The 16,016-nt window shown below is 47.9% G+C and carries 11 protein-coding genes; 2 read left to right on the forward strand and 9 right to left on the reverse strand.

Going from position 1 to position 16,016, the window contains the following annotated elements; all coding sequences use genetic code 11:
• Positions 1–74: 74 nt before the first annotated feature.
• The 6 genes from ACO0K3_RS05225 to ACO0K3_RS05250 all read right to left on the reverse strand — a co-directional run bounded on the left by ACO0K3_RS05225 (position 75) and on the right by ACO0K3_RS05250 (position 9,423).
• The gene (locus ACO0K3_RS05225; RefSeq protein ID WP_422982556.1) at positions 75–389 is read right to left on the reverse strand and encodes a hypothetical protein; all 315 of its coding nucleotides are present in this window, start codon (positions 387–389) and stop codon (positions 75–77) included.
• A gap of 213 nt (positions 390–602) precedes the next feature.
• Positions 603–2,141 carry a SpoVR family protein gene (locus ACO0K3_RS05230; protein ID WP_422982558.1) on the reverse strand — a complete coding sequence of 513 codons (1,539 nt, stop codon included), beginning with the start codon at positions 2,139–2,141 and terminating at the stop codon, positions 603–605.
• A gap of 8 nt (positions 2,142–2,149) precedes the next feature.
• Positions 2,150–3,424 (reverse strand): YeaH/YhbH family protein, encoded by a 1,275-nt coding sequence (locus tag ACO0K3_RS05235; protein WP_422982560.1) that lies wholly within the window; start codon positions 3,422–3,424, stop codon positions 2,150–2,152.
• Positions 3,425–3,512: 88 nt separating this feature from the next.
• Positions 3,513–5,435, reverse strand: coding sequence for a PrkA family serine protein kinase (locus ACO0K3_RS05240; RefSeq protein WP_422982562.1), 1,923 nt, complete (start codon positions 5,433–5,435; stop codon positions 3,513–3,515).
• Positions 5,436–6,033: 598 nt separating this feature from the next.
• On the reverse strand, positions 6,034–6,861 hold the full coding sequence (locus ACO0K3_RS05245) for a hypothetical protein (protein WP_422982564.1): 828 nt from the start codon (positions 6,859–6,861) through the stop codon (positions 6,034–6,036).
• Positions 6,862–7,122: 261 nt separating this feature from the next.
• A complete protein-coding gene (locus ACO0K3_RS05250; protein WP_422982566.1) occupies positions 7,123–9,423 on the reverse strand; it encodes a putative bifunctional diguanylate cyclase/phosphodiesterase in 2,301 nt (766 codons plus the stop codon).
• A 153-nt stretch (positions 9,424–9,576) separates the two neighbouring features.
• Here ACO0K3_RS05250 and ACO0K3_RS05255 point away from each other — a divergent pair, with 153 nt between their 5' ends.
• A complete protein-coding gene (locus ACO0K3_RS05255) occupies positions 9,577–10,254 on the forward strand; it encodes a TetR/AcrR family transcriptional regulator (protein ID WP_422982568.1) in 678 nt (225 codons plus the stop codon).
• Positions 10,255–10,351: 97 nt separating this feature from the next.
• Positions 10,352–11,467, forward strand: coding sequence for an alkene reductase (locus ACO0K3_RS05260; protein ID WP_422982570.1), 1,116 nt, complete (start codon positions 10,352–10,354; stop codon positions 11,465–11,467).
• Positions 11,468–11,718: 251 nt separating this feature from the next.
• Here ACO0K3_RS05260 and ACO0K3_RS05265 read toward each other — a convergent pair whose 3' ends face one another.
• From ACO0K3_RS05265 to ACO0K3_RS05275, 3 genes are all read right to left on the reverse strand, one after another.
• Complete coding sequence (locus tag ACO0K3_RS05265) at positions 11,719–13,134, reverse strand: sensor histidine kinase (protein ID WP_422982572.1); 1,416 nt, start codon at positions 13,132–13,134, stop codon at positions 11,719–11,721.
• A gap of 4 nt (positions 13,135–13,138) precedes the next feature.
• Positions 13,139–14,479 carry a sigma-54-dependent transcriptional regulator gene (locus ACO0K3_RS05270; RefSeq protein WP_422982574.1) on the reverse strand — a complete coding sequence of 447 codons (1,341 nt, stop codon included), beginning with the start codon at positions 14,477–14,479 and terminating at the stop codon, positions 13,139–13,141.
• A gap of 249 nt (positions 14,480–14,728) precedes the next feature.
• Positions 14,729–15,976 (reverse strand): ABC transporter permease, encoded by a 1,248-nt coding sequence (locus ACO0K3_RS05275; protein ID WP_422982576.1) that lies wholly within the window; start codon positions 15,974–15,976, stop codon positions 14,729–14,731.
• Between the last annotated feature and the right edge of the window lie 40 nt (positions 15,977–16,016).

Raw genomic sequence — 16,016 nt, forward strand, 5'->3', positions numbered from 1 at the left:
AAAGAAAAAGCGCCATTCAAGTAGTTTGAATCGCGCTTTTTTATGATGTTTGGTGGTGAATTGAGGCAGGTAAATCAGGTTTCAGCAGCAACTGGCGCGGGGGCTTCCATCAACATCAGCGCATGTTCAACCTGCGGTGATTCGTCACCGATCTTGCTCAGCCAGGCACGCGAAAAATAAGATTTTTCTTTTTCGCTTGGAGCGACATGCCAGATCACCATCAAAGTCCCTTTGTGATCATGAATTTTTGCTAGCTTAGTAATGCAATCGACGTTTCTATCGGCATCAGCAAGACCAATTGCGTAGCCATAAACGCGATATAAGCGATCAAGGCGGTCTGGCTCTGTTTCGCTATGAGTTGCCGAAATCTTTGGGTGATCGAGGTACATCGTGCACACTCCGTCGAAATAGTTAAGCGGAAAAAAATCGAATAAATCAGATGCGTCGAACATCGGACACACATTTCATAGTAAGTAGATATGCTGCTGCGCACACTATGCCTGTGTATTTTACTTATTCTATCCGATAGCCGGACACAGTACCGTACCGTTGATTATTTTTTATGGGACCTTGTGGTTTATCGCCACATCAGAAATTGCCGACTAGCGGATACGGCTACGTTTTTCCCATTTGCACTCCTGGGTATGGACGATGTTATTGTGCTGATCAACGGTTTCCAGATACACATCAAATCCCCATAAGCGGGCAACATGCTTCAACACCTCGTCCGTCTGCTTGTTCAGCGGACGGCGCAAATATTCGTTATGTCGCAGTGTCAGGGCGCGGTCACCCTGCATATCGACAGACCAAATCTGAATATTAGGTTCACGATTGCCAAGATTGTATTGACCTGCCAGCTGCTGCCTCAGGTACTGATAGCCACTCTCATCATGAATGGCAGAAATACTGAGTTTGTCTTGATGATCATCATCAAGCACAGAAAAAAAATGAAATTCACGTATCAGTCTAGGTGATAAATATTGCGCAATGAAGCTCTCATCTTTGAAATTACGCATCGCAAAATTCAAAGTCTGTTGCCAGTCACTACCGGCAATATCGGGAAACCATTTTCTATCCTCATCATCAGGCTGTTCGCAAATGCGACGAATATCACGCATCATCGCAAACCCAAGAGCATAGGGATTAATGCCGTTAAAGTAACGGCTGGTCACAGGCGGCTGATACACCACATTCGTATGACTCTGCAAAAACTCCATCATAAAACCATCACCCACAATTCCCTCATCAAACAACTGATGCAAAATCGTGTAATGCCAGAAGGTCGCCCACCCCTCGTTCATCACCTGAGTCTGGCGCTGTGGATAAAAATATTGAGAAATTTTCCGTGTAATACGGACGATTTCTCTTTGCCATGGTTCCAGTAAAGGCGAATATTTTTCAATGAAGTACAGAAGATTTTCCTGGGGCTCAGTCGGAAAACGCACGACTTCCTGATCAGCAACTGTTTCATCACGACGCGGCAATGTGCGCCAGAGATCATTCACTTGCGATTGCAGATAGCGCTCACGTTCTTCTTGTCTCTCACGTTCTTCTGCCAACGATAATTTAGCGGGCCGCTTATAACGATCTACACCATAATTTTGCAGGGCATGACAAGAGTCGAGCAGCAGTTCTACTGCTTCTATGCCATAACGCCGCTCACAATCCGTCACATAATTACGCGCAAAAACCATGTAATCAATAATCGCGTCAGCATCGGTCCATGTCCGGAATAAATAATTTCCTTTAAAAAAAGAATTATGCCCATAAGCAGCGTGTGCGATCACCAGTGCCTGCATGGTCAGGCTATTTTCCTCCATCAGATAGGCGATGCAGGGATTGGAATTAATCACAATCTCGTAAGCTAGTCCCATCTGCCCACGCCGGTAACTTTTTTCAGTCGAGAGAAAATGCTTGCCGAACGACCAGTGGTGATACGAAACCGGCATTCCGACTGATGCATAAGCATCCATCATCTGCTCAGCAGTAATGATCTCAAGTTGATTCGGGTAGGTGTCCAGTCCAAAATTTTGTGCGACGCGACGGATCTCTTCATGCGCCTGTTCGATCAATTCAAATGTCCACTCCGATTGTTCTGGTAACCGATGTGGGTTGCTGGAGGTCGTAACCGGGCTATTCATCACGATACTCACTTTGTTTGTTTTTTAAACAGTTCGCGGAATACAGGATAGATATCGGCTGGCGTCCGGATTTTTTGCATCGCAAAGTGCGCATGATGTTCCGGCACTTGCGTATACTCTTGCCATAAATTTTGCGGCTCACCTTCGGTAATTTCTACGTAAGCATAATATTGGACAAGCGGCATAATCGTGTTGATTAATAACTGACGGCACGTCACTGAATCGTTGTCCCAATTATCGCCGTCAGATGCCTGCGCTACATAGGCATTCCAGTCTCCGCTAGGGTAGCGCTCCTGTATGATCTGCGTCAGCAAATTCAGTGCCGATGAGACGATCGTGCCACCCGATTCACGTGAATGGAAAAATTCATTCTCATCCACCTCGGATGCCGCTGTGTGATGACGAATAAAAATCACATCAATTTTTTCATATGCTCTGGTCAGGAATAAATATAAGAGAATGAAAAATCGCTTAGCGGTTTCTTTTTTTGCTTCATCCATCGAACCGGATACGTCCAGCAGACAAAACATCACCGCCTGAGTCGATGGCTTCGGCACCTTTACACGATTGCTGTAGCGGAGATCGAAAGGATCAATAAAGGGAATTGCCAGAAGCCGTGTGCGCAGGTGGTGAATTTCATGTTTTAAGGTAGCGATATGCTCATCCATATGATCCGGGTCAGGCGATTTGCGTAATAGCTCCGCCATCTCCATCTCAGCTTGCTTCAGACGTCGCGCAGACTTACCGCCAACGGCGATTCGTCTTCCCAACGCACCACGCAACGAACGCAATACATGCAGACTCGATGTGGTGCCGGATGTTTTATACCCGGCGCGTTGACTTTTAAAATCAGTAGTAGAGGCGAGTTGCGTTTTGACGAGATTTGGCAATTCCAAATCTTCAAAAAAATAATTCATGAACTCTTCGCGACTTAACTGAAAAATGAAATCATCTTCACTCAGTTCATCGCTATTACCGGCCTGCCCCTTACCCGCACCAGCGCCGCCTTTTGGCCGGGCAACCTGATCACCTTTCAGATATTCTTTATTTCCAGGTTGAACCGTTTCCCAGACACCGCCACGGTCATGCCCAAATGTCGGTTCATTGACATCCTTGACGGGAATACGAATGTTCTCACCACTCTCAAAATCAGTGATAGACCGGCCCTTGATTGCTCTGGCTACGGCATCTTTAATCTGCCCTTTGTAACGACGTAAAAACCGTTCACGATTCGGAGCAGATTTATTTTTTCCTTGAACACGCCTATCAATCAGATGAACCAAAATGGTCTCCTGCAAAATGAGGTTCAACACACCGGTCAGGAAAATTTATCCTTCCCGCCAGATGTCCTGTTGCTGAAAGGAGCGGACATTAGGATGATTTTCTGACACGCAGATACCATTCGCATAATAGACGTACCTGTTTAGCGGTATATCCCTTCGCCACCATCCGTGACACAAACTCCTGATGCTTATTCGCATCGTCAGCGCTTGCCTTGGCATTGAACGAAATCACAGGCAATAACTCTTCCGTGTTGGAGAACATTTTTTTCTCTATGACCGTACGTAGTTTTTCATAACTGGTCCAGGCCGGGTTTTTACCCGCATTCTGCGCTCTGGCGCGCAGGACGAAATTCACAATCTCGTTTCTGAAGTCTTTAGGATTCGAGATGCCGGCTGGTTTTTCTATTTTTTCTAACTCGTTATTCAAGGCGTCACGGTCAAAACTTTCGCCTGTATCGGGATCACGGAATTCCTGATCCTGTATCCAGAAATCAGCGAAGGTCACATAGCGATCAAAAATATTTTGTCCGTATTCCGAATAGCTTTCCAGATAAGCTGTCTGGATTTCTTTACCGATGAATTCTGCATAACGCTGGGCAAGGTATTCCTTGATGTACGAAAAATATTTCTGCTCAGTTTCCGGTGCAAACTGTTCACGCTCAATTTGCTGCTCCAGAACATATAGCAGGTGTACGGGATTCGCAGCTACTTCTGTCGTGTCAAAGTTAAATACTTTGGACAGAATCTTGAATGCAAAACGTGTGGATAAACCGTTCATCCCCTCATCCACACCTGCATAATCCGTGTACTCCTGGCGCGACTTGGCTTTCGGGTCAGTGTCTTTCAGATTCTCCCCATCGTACACCAGCATCTTGCTGTAGATACTGGAATTCTCCGGTTCTTTAAGTCGCGACAACACCGCGAATTGGGCCATCATTTTTAAAGTTCCCGGAGCACATGGCGCCTGATCAAGAGACGACGTCCTGACCAGTTTTTCATAAATTTTGATCTCATCGCTAACGCGCAGGCAATACGGTACTTTGACAATATAGATACGGTCGAGGAAGGCTTCGTTATTTTTATTATTTTTAAATGCTTTCCATTCTGATTCGTTTGAGTGCGCCAGAATAATGCCTTCAAAAGGAATCGCGCCAAAGCCCTCTGTCCCTTTGAAATTCCCTTCCTGCGTTGCGGTCAATAAAGGGTGCAGGACTTTGATCGGCGCCTTAAACATCTCGACAAATTCCATCAGTCCTTGGTTGGCGAGACAGAGGCCTCCCGAATAGCTGTAAGCATCAGGATCATCCTGTGCATAGTCCTCCAGCTTCCGGATATCGACTTTACCGACGAGTGAAGAAATATCCTGGTTATTTTCGTCGCCTGGTTCGGTTTTAGAAATCGCGATCTGCTTCAAAACCGATGGGTAGCGCCGGACAATGCGGAATTGATTAATATCACCGTTAAATTCATGCAATCTTTTTACTGCCCATGGACTTGGAATATTTCGTAAATAACGTCGTGGAATACCAAAGTCTTCTTCAAGAATAGTGCCGTCTTCATCTTCATTAAACAGTCCCAGAGGAGACTCGTTAATCGGCGAACCCTTGATGCAGTAAAAAGGAATTTTCTCCATCAGATATTTTAGTTTTTCGGCAATCGATGATTTACCGCCACCGACCGGGCCCAGCAGATAAAGAATTTGCTTACGCTCTTCAAGGCCTTGCGCCGCATGCCGAAAATAAGACACGACTTGTTCTATGACTTCTTCCATGCCATAAAACTCACGGAAAGCCGGATAAATTTTAATGACTTTATTTGAAAAAATCCGGGAACGCCGAGAATCATGTCGTGTGTCGATCAGCTCAGGTTCTCCGATGGCAGCTAACATGCGTTCGGCAGCAGAGGCATAAGCAAGAGGTTCTTTTTTACACAATTCCAGGAACTCTTGCATCGAATACTCTTCTTCACGAGTCCGTTCATAACGCGCTGTATAGTTGTCAAAGATTTTCATTGTGATCTCCTTTGAAAGCGATGGATCGACTATGCGACTGAGTAAGGAAACGATATTTCTACATCCGCAGAACATAGAAAACGTCCATACTAAGTCGTTGCTCTGCTGCACCTGACAACTTTAGTGTAGGTGAAATTAAAAAGAATGTTGAGAATTTCCGGTTTTATTTGTATCGAAAAAAGACATTGACCTGATGGGATTACGGAAGTCTCTTTCCTGCTGGATAAAATCAGATTAGAGTTGTGAGATTGGATGCAAATGATGTGTTAGGCCGCAGCATCTCTGTGGAGATGTTGATGGACATTGATACTCGAAGAATCACACTATTTTCGCCTGAAATACAAAGGCTATCCCGGCATTAGTCTATCTGGACTGAAGAGGAATCTTTATGCGTCATTAGGGTGCTGATTGCGTTATGAACGCTGCTGTGGAGAGGGCACTGTATAGAACGGCAGGCATAGCGAAACACCTAAACTGGCATCTCGATGCGATCAATAACAAGCTTATTATTTCACGTCAGACAACATAATTTTGTATGCTGAAAATCATAAAAAAGCCGCCAGTGTTCATGCTGGCGGCTTTTAATTTTTGGTAGCAATTACATCGCTTTACATTGACGCAATTCACATTTTGCGAGGAATGTTTGTCCGCTTTCGCACTGCATACGATAAATTTCCACTGGTCCCGCCGGAGTGATTAAACCGGCACCTTTGCCACCGTTGCAACCATACTCTTTCGCAATTCTTTCAACAGTTGTCGATGATGTACCGGTAACGAAGTCAATAGTCTGGATTTTATACGTGCCAGATGCCGCTGCCTGAGTTGCGACAACTGGCGTAACCGGGGTAGCGACGGAAACAGTTGTCGTTGCTGGCGCTGGTGCGGTCACAGGCGTTGGTACTGGTACTGATTTTTCAGGCGTTGCCTGAGATGCACTTGCCGCAGCTGCTGGAACTGATTGCTGTCCGTTCATTTGCGAAGCCGCTACAGGCTGTCCCTCTACTTCATTGCGACGATCAAAACTCAAGCTCTGCCCAAAGACCAGATTCATCCATTTTGGGTAGGTATAAGCTGAACCATTACTGTGATCAATCAATGCTCCGATACCACCGCCAATAATAATATTGCCGTACATATTCATATTGGCACGTGAGGTTGCAATCGCACTTGCATCGGCGTAACCAGGCTTCGCACAGTCAATTCTTAGATTAACGGATGAACGATGAACGTTTCCATAATCTGGCGTAGTAACACTGACCTGACCGTAATCATTCGCCAATTTACAACTTGCCCCCGGCACTTGATTGCCACTTTGGTCATAGGTTTCGATCCTTACCTGCTGACTTCTGTCACCGGTAATCGAAGCGCAGCCGGTCATTGCGGCAAGAATGGCACAACATGTCAGGATCTTGAAAAGAGAGTTCATTTTTTTAAACCGAATTAGAGGAGAAAACATTGTAGATTATCTGGAAGCAAGATTATCCAAATAATGTGTTTTACTCTGATTTTGTGGTGTTTCTGTCAAAAAATAATTTATTCGGCCAAAATACCAGCAAGGGTAAATTCCTTGAATCAAGCAAAATAAATTCCACGAAGAAATATGTCTCTATCCATGAAGTAGCGCCAATCATGTGTAAGGCAACATGAGACTGAGTCAGTGCGTTGCAAACTTACATTCGCGGATCAGTTACGAGGCAAGTACCTCGTCAAGAATGGCGGAATTTTTCTGTATCAACAGGCTCATGGCATCGACTTCCAGGGGGCGATAATATAAGTAGCCCTGAAAATAGTCGCAACCGATATCTCTGAGGAAGGACTCTTGTGCCAGATTCTCGACGCCTTCGGCAACCGTCTTACAGGACAGAATTCCGGCGAGTGAGACGATTGCCTTGATGATCATTTCACTCTTTTGATTATTCCCGATGTGAGCGACAAATGAACGGTCAATTTTGACACTGCGTGCCGGGAAATGGCTGAGTTTAGATAAAGAGGAATAGCCTGTACCGAAATCATCAATTGCAATGCCGAAGCCACGTTCTTTGAGTTGGTCCAGGTAACGGATGGCCTGCACTTCATTTTCGATCAGCCCGGTTTCGGTGATCTCAAATTCCAGAAACGATGGCTCCACCGCATGCTCAGAACAAATGCCATCAATGAGCGCCAGCAAGTCATTGCGCGCCATATCGGATGCGGATAAATTCACGGCGACAACCGGACTGGAACCGAACTGATCGAGCCAACTACGAATTTGCGCGCATGCGGTATTCAACACAAAGTTGCTGATATCACGGATCAGACCAGCTCGTTCGGCGATCTCAATAAACTCCACCGGACTGACATTGCCGAGACTCGCCGATTGCCAGCGCAATAATGCTTCTACTCCGGCGAGAGAACCGTCCTGCGTCACTTTAGGCTGATATACCAGTCTGAATTCTTTTTGTCTGAGACCGCTGACGATGCCCATTTCGATTTCTACACTACGCCGTATTTCGGCTTCGTCTTCTTCATCAAACAGGGTTGCACCAGGGTCACTGGAGCGCCTTGCGGTATCGAGTGCGACTTCGCTACGACGTATCAGATCATCCGGCTCACTCTCGCCCGGACGTACCAGAGCAATCCCGGCAGAAAATTGAATCAGCAAACTCTCGCCATCGATATCAATCTCTTTAGGCAAAGCATGACGTACATGATCAACCATCTTGATGATCTCACCCGGCGTCGAAAAATCATCGACAACAAAAGAGAATACGATGCTACGCAGCCGCGCACAAAAACTGTTGTGCGGTAATGCCGCCGTCAGTTCTTCAGCGAAGCGACGCAACAAAATGTCGCCGACATATATCCCCAGCTTTTGATTTGCATGACGGATGCTGTTCAAACGAAAAGACACGAGTGCAGTAACTTTGCCCTGATCAGCTTTGGCCAAAACGTCTTTGAGATGCTTACGCAACATATCGCGGTCCGGCAAGCTGGTAAGCTTATCGTGATTGCTCAGATAACTCTCACGTTCCTGGCTTAACTCCAGAGCATGGTGGATGGAATGCAGATTCGACACATCACGCAGCGCGACGATGTAATGCTCGTTCTTGGTCTGCGCAATACTCTCCATCGCCACGAGTTTGCCATCACGTGTGCGATACGCCGACATACGCAGATTAGCACCATCCTCGGGGTTGCCACCCTTGAGACGAATGCTGTTATCCAGAGATAGCCAGTCAAATAGAGCGGCGTCCTCAGCAGATGCGATAGCCGGCGTAACGACCCGCCCCAGCAAACTATTCGCAAGATGATTCGCCTGCAAAATAATGCCATGCGCATCGGTCAATAGTAATGGGCTACCGGCATTTTGAAAAATTTCGTGATACTGATCATGGCTGATTTCTAATGCGGTCGTAGCTTTACGATGACGTAAGGCCGACGCATCTAGCGCATGCAGTACTCTGAACACCGCTAAAGGAATGCAGACGTTAAAGAATAAAAATAATAAAGACTGAATATACGTATGACTATCTGGCAGCGTCGTATTGATGCCGATGAAATTAAAAATTGGTTGATTACGCAACAAGAAAAAGAAAGGAAGTACGTTCAGCACCATCAGAATCACAGCAAGCCTGCTGGTAAAAAATAATCTGGCGATGATCGGTGTCGTATAAATAAAGAGAAATCCGAGCTTAGCAATCTCAAACTGATCGATAAACCCGACGATGGAGAACGCTGCTCCATACACCGTGGCGATTAATATACCGGCACTCAGATTGACATTACGAGCCGAGTAATACAATCCCAAGCCCAAAACAGCATAGAACAAACCGACGATCCACAGGATGTGATAAGCCCCGACAGCGATCGCTTGCAGCGAGCTATCAATAGCGACAATTGCTTCGAGCAAAAACCCCGACGCCAGAATAATGCGCAAAGCGCTTATCTTCCAGATGGCGTGTTCAGACGGGTCTAATGCGCTTTCGTTAAGTGAAAGCCAGCGAAACATTATCAGCGAGCTTGTTTACTTGGGTGTAACACATGACCAGTCGTTATTCTTTCCAAGAAGAAACTAATATTATGACACAAAACAGGTTTGATCCCTATGGTCAACTTGTCCTGAAATTGTAACGGTGATGCCCTGAGTCCATGGAAAGATAAAATGCTGAAAATGCACTCTCCTATGCGGATACATAATTTTTACTTGACACTAGACGACTGGTCTAATAATATTCTGCACATGGACAAACCAGATCAATATCAAGATACCCGTGAACGCATACTCGCCATCGGCGAGGGTCTGATATTGGGTCGCGGTTTCAGTGCAATTGGTCTGAATGAGATTTTGACCAAGGCAGAAGTTCCAAAAGGCTCGTTCTATCACTACTTTCAATCCAAAGAAGGTTTTGGCGTCGCCATGCTGGAGCGCTATTTCGAGGCCTATCATCAGCGGACTCAGCAACTATTTACTAACGAGACATTGAGCATCAGTGAACGTTTGTTCGCTTACTTCAGCCATTGGCGAGATGTTGCAGCCAGCAGTCAATGTCAGAATATGTGCCTGGCTGTGAAGCTGGCAGCAGAAGTGGCCGATTTATCCGAGCCTATGCGTATCGCGCTGAGCCGGGGGATGGCGGGCATTACTGCACAGATTGCCAATGCGCTAGGCGTCGCTCAGAAAAATGGCAGTTTAGCTGCCAGTATCGATCCCGACCAATTAGCCGAATCTTTGTACAGTATGTGGGTAGGCGCCTCTCTGCTAACCAAGGTCAGTCACAGCATGACCGCCATGAATCTGGCGTATAAACAGACAGAACAGATGTTGAAACCACCCGATTAAATCGTTACAAGCGACAGCACTTTGCAAGACGGGCAAGCGATTGCCCTTTTTTTGAATCACCAACTAGACGACTGGTCTAATTTTTAAAAGGACGAACATGCTCAAGCACCTACTCTCTCCGGTCCGTACCGGCAGCATCCATTTGACTAATCGCGTTGTCATGGCACCACTGACACGCTCCCGCGCAGGTCAGCCAGGCGACATTCCACGTGCACTGAATGTCGAGTACTATGCCCAGCGAGCAACCGCCGGTTTAATCGTTACCGAAGCGAGCCAGATTTCCCGTCAGGGTCAAGGCTATGCCTGGACGCCGGGTATTTACACCGATGCGCAAGAAGCTGGCTGGAAGCAAGTTGTCGATGCCGTGCATGATAAAGGTGGTCGTATTGCCTTGCAACTCTGGCACGTCGGCCGCATCTCTCATTCGCTTTTGCAAGAAAATGGCGCAGCGCCAGTCGCACCATCCGCCCTCATCGCAGCGAATAGCCAATGCTTCGTTGTACAAAAAGATGGCACGCCTGCGAACGTACCGACAGAAACACCACGCGCTTTAGCATTAGAAGAAATCCCCGGCATCGTCGCCCAGTATCGTCAGGCAACCATCCGCGCAAAAAACGCAGGCTTCGACCTGGTAGAAGTCCACGCCGCGAACGGCTATCTGCTACAACAGTTCATGTCAACAAACAGCAATGTGCGCACTGACATCTATGGCGGCTCAATTGAAAATCGTGCCCGCCTGACGCTGGAAGCCGTTGACGCCGCCATCGCCGAACTCGGCGCGGATCGTGTTGGCGTACGTATCTCACCGAATTTTGTGGCGCATGGCATTGCTGATACAGAAGCGGAAGCAATGGCGCTCTACCTCGCTGCAGCATTCAATCAACGCGGCATTGCTTATCTGCATATCGCTGAACCGGACTGGGCAGGCGGCCCGGTATTGACCGAAGAATTCCGCAAGCAACTGCGCGCAGCGTTCACCGGCACATTGATTTGCTGCGGTGGTTATACCGCCGATGAAGCAGAAGCACTGATCGCCAGCGGTCTGGCAGACGCCGTTGCGTTTGGTCGTCCTTACATCGCCAACCCAGACTTGGTTGCCCGATTCGCCGCAGGCGCATCACTCAATGAAGGCGATCGCACAACTTACTACGGCGGTGAGGCAAAAGGCTATACCGACTATCCGACATTGCAAGAATCAAAAGCAGCGGCGTAATACCGAATACCGGCATACCTGTTTGCGGATCAATGCCGTAAATAAACCAAAGGCAGAAGACAATTACGTCCTCTGCCTTTTTCATGAGAATTCATTATACTCACCCCAAGTATTTTTTAATCCCCATGTAAAAACTGCGGAATATGCCCTGTTTATGCAGATACTCCCCTATTTTTATCAAATCAGTGAAATGATATCGCGCTGTTTTGGGCGCGATCAGGGGCAAAACAAGAGCAACCACAATAGCCATCTTAGCCAGGCAATATCAGCGTCACCATGACGCCGCCCTCCTGCCGGTTCCGCATCAATATTCTGCCGCCGTGCGCTTCGATAATTTCTCTTGCGAGCGCCAGCCCGAGTCCTGTACCGCTCCGTTTAGTCGAGTAAAACGGCACCAGAGCATTCGCCATCACGGCATCGTTCATCCCGCTCCCCTGATCCATCACATCAATGCGTATACCGCCTTGGATGCGCCTGACGGACAAGCTCACATGCTCTGCCGCCGACCCGGATTCATGCGCATTTTTTAACAGGTTCAACAATGCCTGCTCCATCTGCGCGATATCAAAACTCACTGTATCTTCTGGCAAATCACCGCTTAGATGAAAACCGATTTGCGATTGCAAACGCGAGATAAATGTAGTCCAGGCTGTCGCCTCGATTCGTGGTGTCGGCAATTTAGCAAAACTGGCATAACCATGAATGAAGCTCTCCAGATGACGGGTACGCTCTTCTATCGTCGATAAAATTTCTGGCAAACGCTCTAGCTGCCCGCGCCTGAGCAATTCACCGCCAGAGTTCGCCAGCGACGCGACCGGTGCCAGTGAATTATTCAATTCATGGCTAATCACGCGGATGACTTTTTTCCAGGTTCGTACTTCCTGGCGGCGCAATTCGGTGGTGAGATGCCTGAGCAAAAGCAGCTCGTGACTACGGCCATTCAGGCTGAAATTCCGGCGCGCGAGGTGATACACCTCTTCGTCTTCATCGGGATTGCCGTCAATCAGGGTCTTGCTGCTGACGGTAAATAAACCGTCGCCGCCGCGGTCAATCGCCTCACGCAACGAAGGCGACAAATGCCGGAGTACATCGCTGAGCGTATGCCCTTCGATTTTGCGACCTTCAAACAACAACTGGCGTGCCGCGATATTCGCAAATACAACCGGCCCCTGATCCGCAATCAGGAGCATCGCCACCGGCGTATTTTGCACCATGGTGTCGAGAAGGAGTTCACGCTGAATCAAATTCAAGCGCTGCTCGCGCAAGACATTACCAAGTGCATTATGCGCGTCGACCAGAGCGGCGAGTTCGTCTCGTCTGTCCCAATGCAGACCAAGAGAATAATCACCGTCCTGATAACTGATCACCGTGCCGCTAAGCGCCCGAAATAACGCCAACATGGCATGCAACTGACTGCGCATCACGATAATCGTCAAGGGCAACATCACCATCACTACCACAAGCACCACACTAAACGGATCATGTGGAAAGAGCAGCGATATTCCGTACGACAAAGCCAGCGTTGTCAGCACCAGCAAGAACGCCGCCAGGCTAAAACGGGCAGCCAGTGATATCGCGAATGATCTATCCGTCGCTGCGGACTTATTGGTCGTTGCGGCTGTCGTTGCTGATACCGTAGTCGCAGCGTCTGTCTTTTCTGTTGGCATTGGTTTATCCGGACTTGCTAATACCCAGCCGGTCCATGCGCCGGTACAGAGATTGACGGCTCAGTCCCAGCTCTGACGCTGCCTGCGCGATCACACCATTCGCTTTATCCAGCGCCTGCTCGATCGTGTCGCGATCCAGGATGACCTCGCTGATGACTCGCGGTACTGATTGCGCAGGCAAACCCAAGTCACCGGCCTTGATCTCACTGGTCGTTGCCAGCAAGGCAGCTCTTTGCATTACATTTTTAAGCTCACGCACATTACCTGGCCAGGAATGCTGCAATAACGCCGTACGTGCGCTCAGGTGCAGTTTTTTGTCCTCACCAAGGAAGTGTTCTGCCAGCGGAATAATATCCTCGGGCCGTTCCTGCAAAGGTGGCAAATTCAGTTGAATCACATTCAAGCGATAGAACAGATCCTCGCGAAATTGCCCGCTCCTGATCATCGCAGACAGATCAGCGTTGGTCGCGCTGATGACGCGGACTTTGACACTACGTTCTTTATTTGACCCCAGCCGCTCGAAACGCCCGGTCTCCAGAACGCGCAATAATTTCATCTGGCCAGCCAGCGGCAAGTTACCGATTTCATCAAGAAATAAAGTACCACCGTCAGCGGCTTCAAACTTGCCTTCACGTGCTTTGACCGCTCCCGTATAAGCCCCCGCCTCAGCACCGAACAATTCGGCCTCAATCAATTCTGCAGGCAAGGCGCCGCAATTCAAAACGACAAAAGGCCCATCCTTGACATGCGAATTTGCCTGAATAATTTCGGCGACTCTTTCCTTACCAGCACCGTTCGGTCCAGTGATAAGAACAGATACATCAGAGCGGGCAACCTGACATGCCATTTGCAAGAGTCGCTCTGTAGCAGGATCTTGCCAGACCAGCTGACGCACATCATATTTTTGCTCCAGCTCACGCTTCAGTTTGCGTTCACGCTGCACACGTTGCTGCAAAGCGCGATTCGCCTGTCCGAGTTCGATCAGATTTTGTACCGTCGCAATCAGGCGCTGATCGTTCCACGGTTTTGCCAGATAATCGGCCGCTCCGGCTTTGATCAAATCCACTGCGACATCCAAATGTGTCCAGGCTGTCAGCAAAATCACCGGCAAATCCGCATGCTGCTGACGGATCTGATGAAATAAGGCGACACCCTCTTCGCCCGAGGTCGTATCTGTACTAAAGTTCATATCCTGTATCACCAGATCAACGCAAGTCGTCTCCAGTTTTGCCAGGCCCTGCTCCGGCGACTGGGCACTGATCGTCGCGATATCATGTAGCGACAGCAGCACATCCAGCGCAATAGCAATCGAAGGGTTATCGTCAATGATTAGTACAGTGGGCATAGTTTCATGGTCTTAATGCGCAGTTGAAGGCGGGCTAAAAAATTTAGAAGGACAAAAAAGAAGCTTACATTCTCAGCTCTTAGTACTAATTAAAATAACTTGCAACGGCTTAGTCCAAGACGCAATTCCCATGCGGCTTCTGGGCCTGATGCCTTGCAAAGGCGCATGAATAGTGCGTAACAGAGCATGAGCCTGATCGGATTTTCAACTAAGATTCTAGTCGAAAAATACGATCAAGCTCATGGTTTTTTAAGCACTGCGAGTTGCTGTGGCGGGTGAGATACCGGCAGCGCGTGATGCTGGTCCGAATGTCGCAATCAATCCTAAAGTCCAGAAAATAAATGGTGCGAAGAATAAATAGGGAAGCGGTAATTTACTTAATTCAAACTGACTCACCAGAATCTGATTCAATCCTATGCTGAGTGCAATACCGACTACAATTCCGCCACTGGTAATCACGATATTTTCGGTAATGAAGTAACGCAGAATATCCACCTTGCGCGCACCGAGAGCACGACGCACACCGATCTGCTTACGTCGTTGCGCAACCCACAGAGTACTCATGCCGACAATCCCGCTGGCAGTCACCAGCATCAGGAGCACGCTCACCGCCAGCAACATCCACGCTAAACCTTTTTCAGAGCGGTACCGCGCAATACGCATATTCTCCATCGTCTTCATGGTAACTTTAATTGGCGTCGTCGAATCTCTGCGCAATGCGTTTTCTACCTCCTTCATTACCCGGTCGCGCTGACCAGGCTCTGCCCGCACGGCATAGACTTCGTAGGAGATATTTGAGAGGCGAGCGGGCATCAATGTGGTGTAAGCACCTCTTGGCTCTGTTTGTCCACTCGATGTCTGCAAGGTCTCTACTACACCGATAATTCTGACATCTTTCGCATCATCTCCCGAGCCAAAGAAAAATTCCTTGCCGACGAAATTAGTTTGATCTGGGAACAATTTCTCCGCAAGGGCTTTGCTGACTATCACTTTTTTTACAAATTCCTTGCTGGTATTAGGATCTGTCTCAATATAATCGCCTGCTTGAAAATCTTGCCCTTGTATTAATTGCAAACCCCAGGTCTTGACTAATGAATCTGCCGTAAAGTAAATACCCGAGTCGGCGGTTTTGATCGTCTGCTTACGATCATTGTAGACGCTGCTATTGCTGCCAGAATGCGAGATGGGAAACGAGTTGGTGCGCGCCACCGAGGTGACACCAGGAACCGCACGTATCGTCGCGGCCTCTTGCTTTTGCATTGCCATCTGATCCTCATGTCCACCCAACTTCTGATTACCAATATGCACTCTGAACACATCCAGTTCATTGGCGACACCACTAGGTCGTGCAGCCGCATCTAAACGCAGATTCACAATATAGATGGCGTTCACCAAAATCGCGAGGCTTAAGGCAACTTGTGTTGCCACCAAAAATGGACCTAATTTATTGCGTAATAAGGCAGAGAAAATGGGGCGCATTTCAAAAAATGTTTTCATTATTTGTTGTCCAATCCGATGATAGCGATACGATTAGGGC

It is taken from the genome of Undibacterium sp. Rencai35W, from assembly GCF_049340185.1.
Lineage (GTDB): Bacteria > Pseudomonadota > Gammaproteobacteria > Burkholderiales > Burkholderiaceae_D > Undibacterium.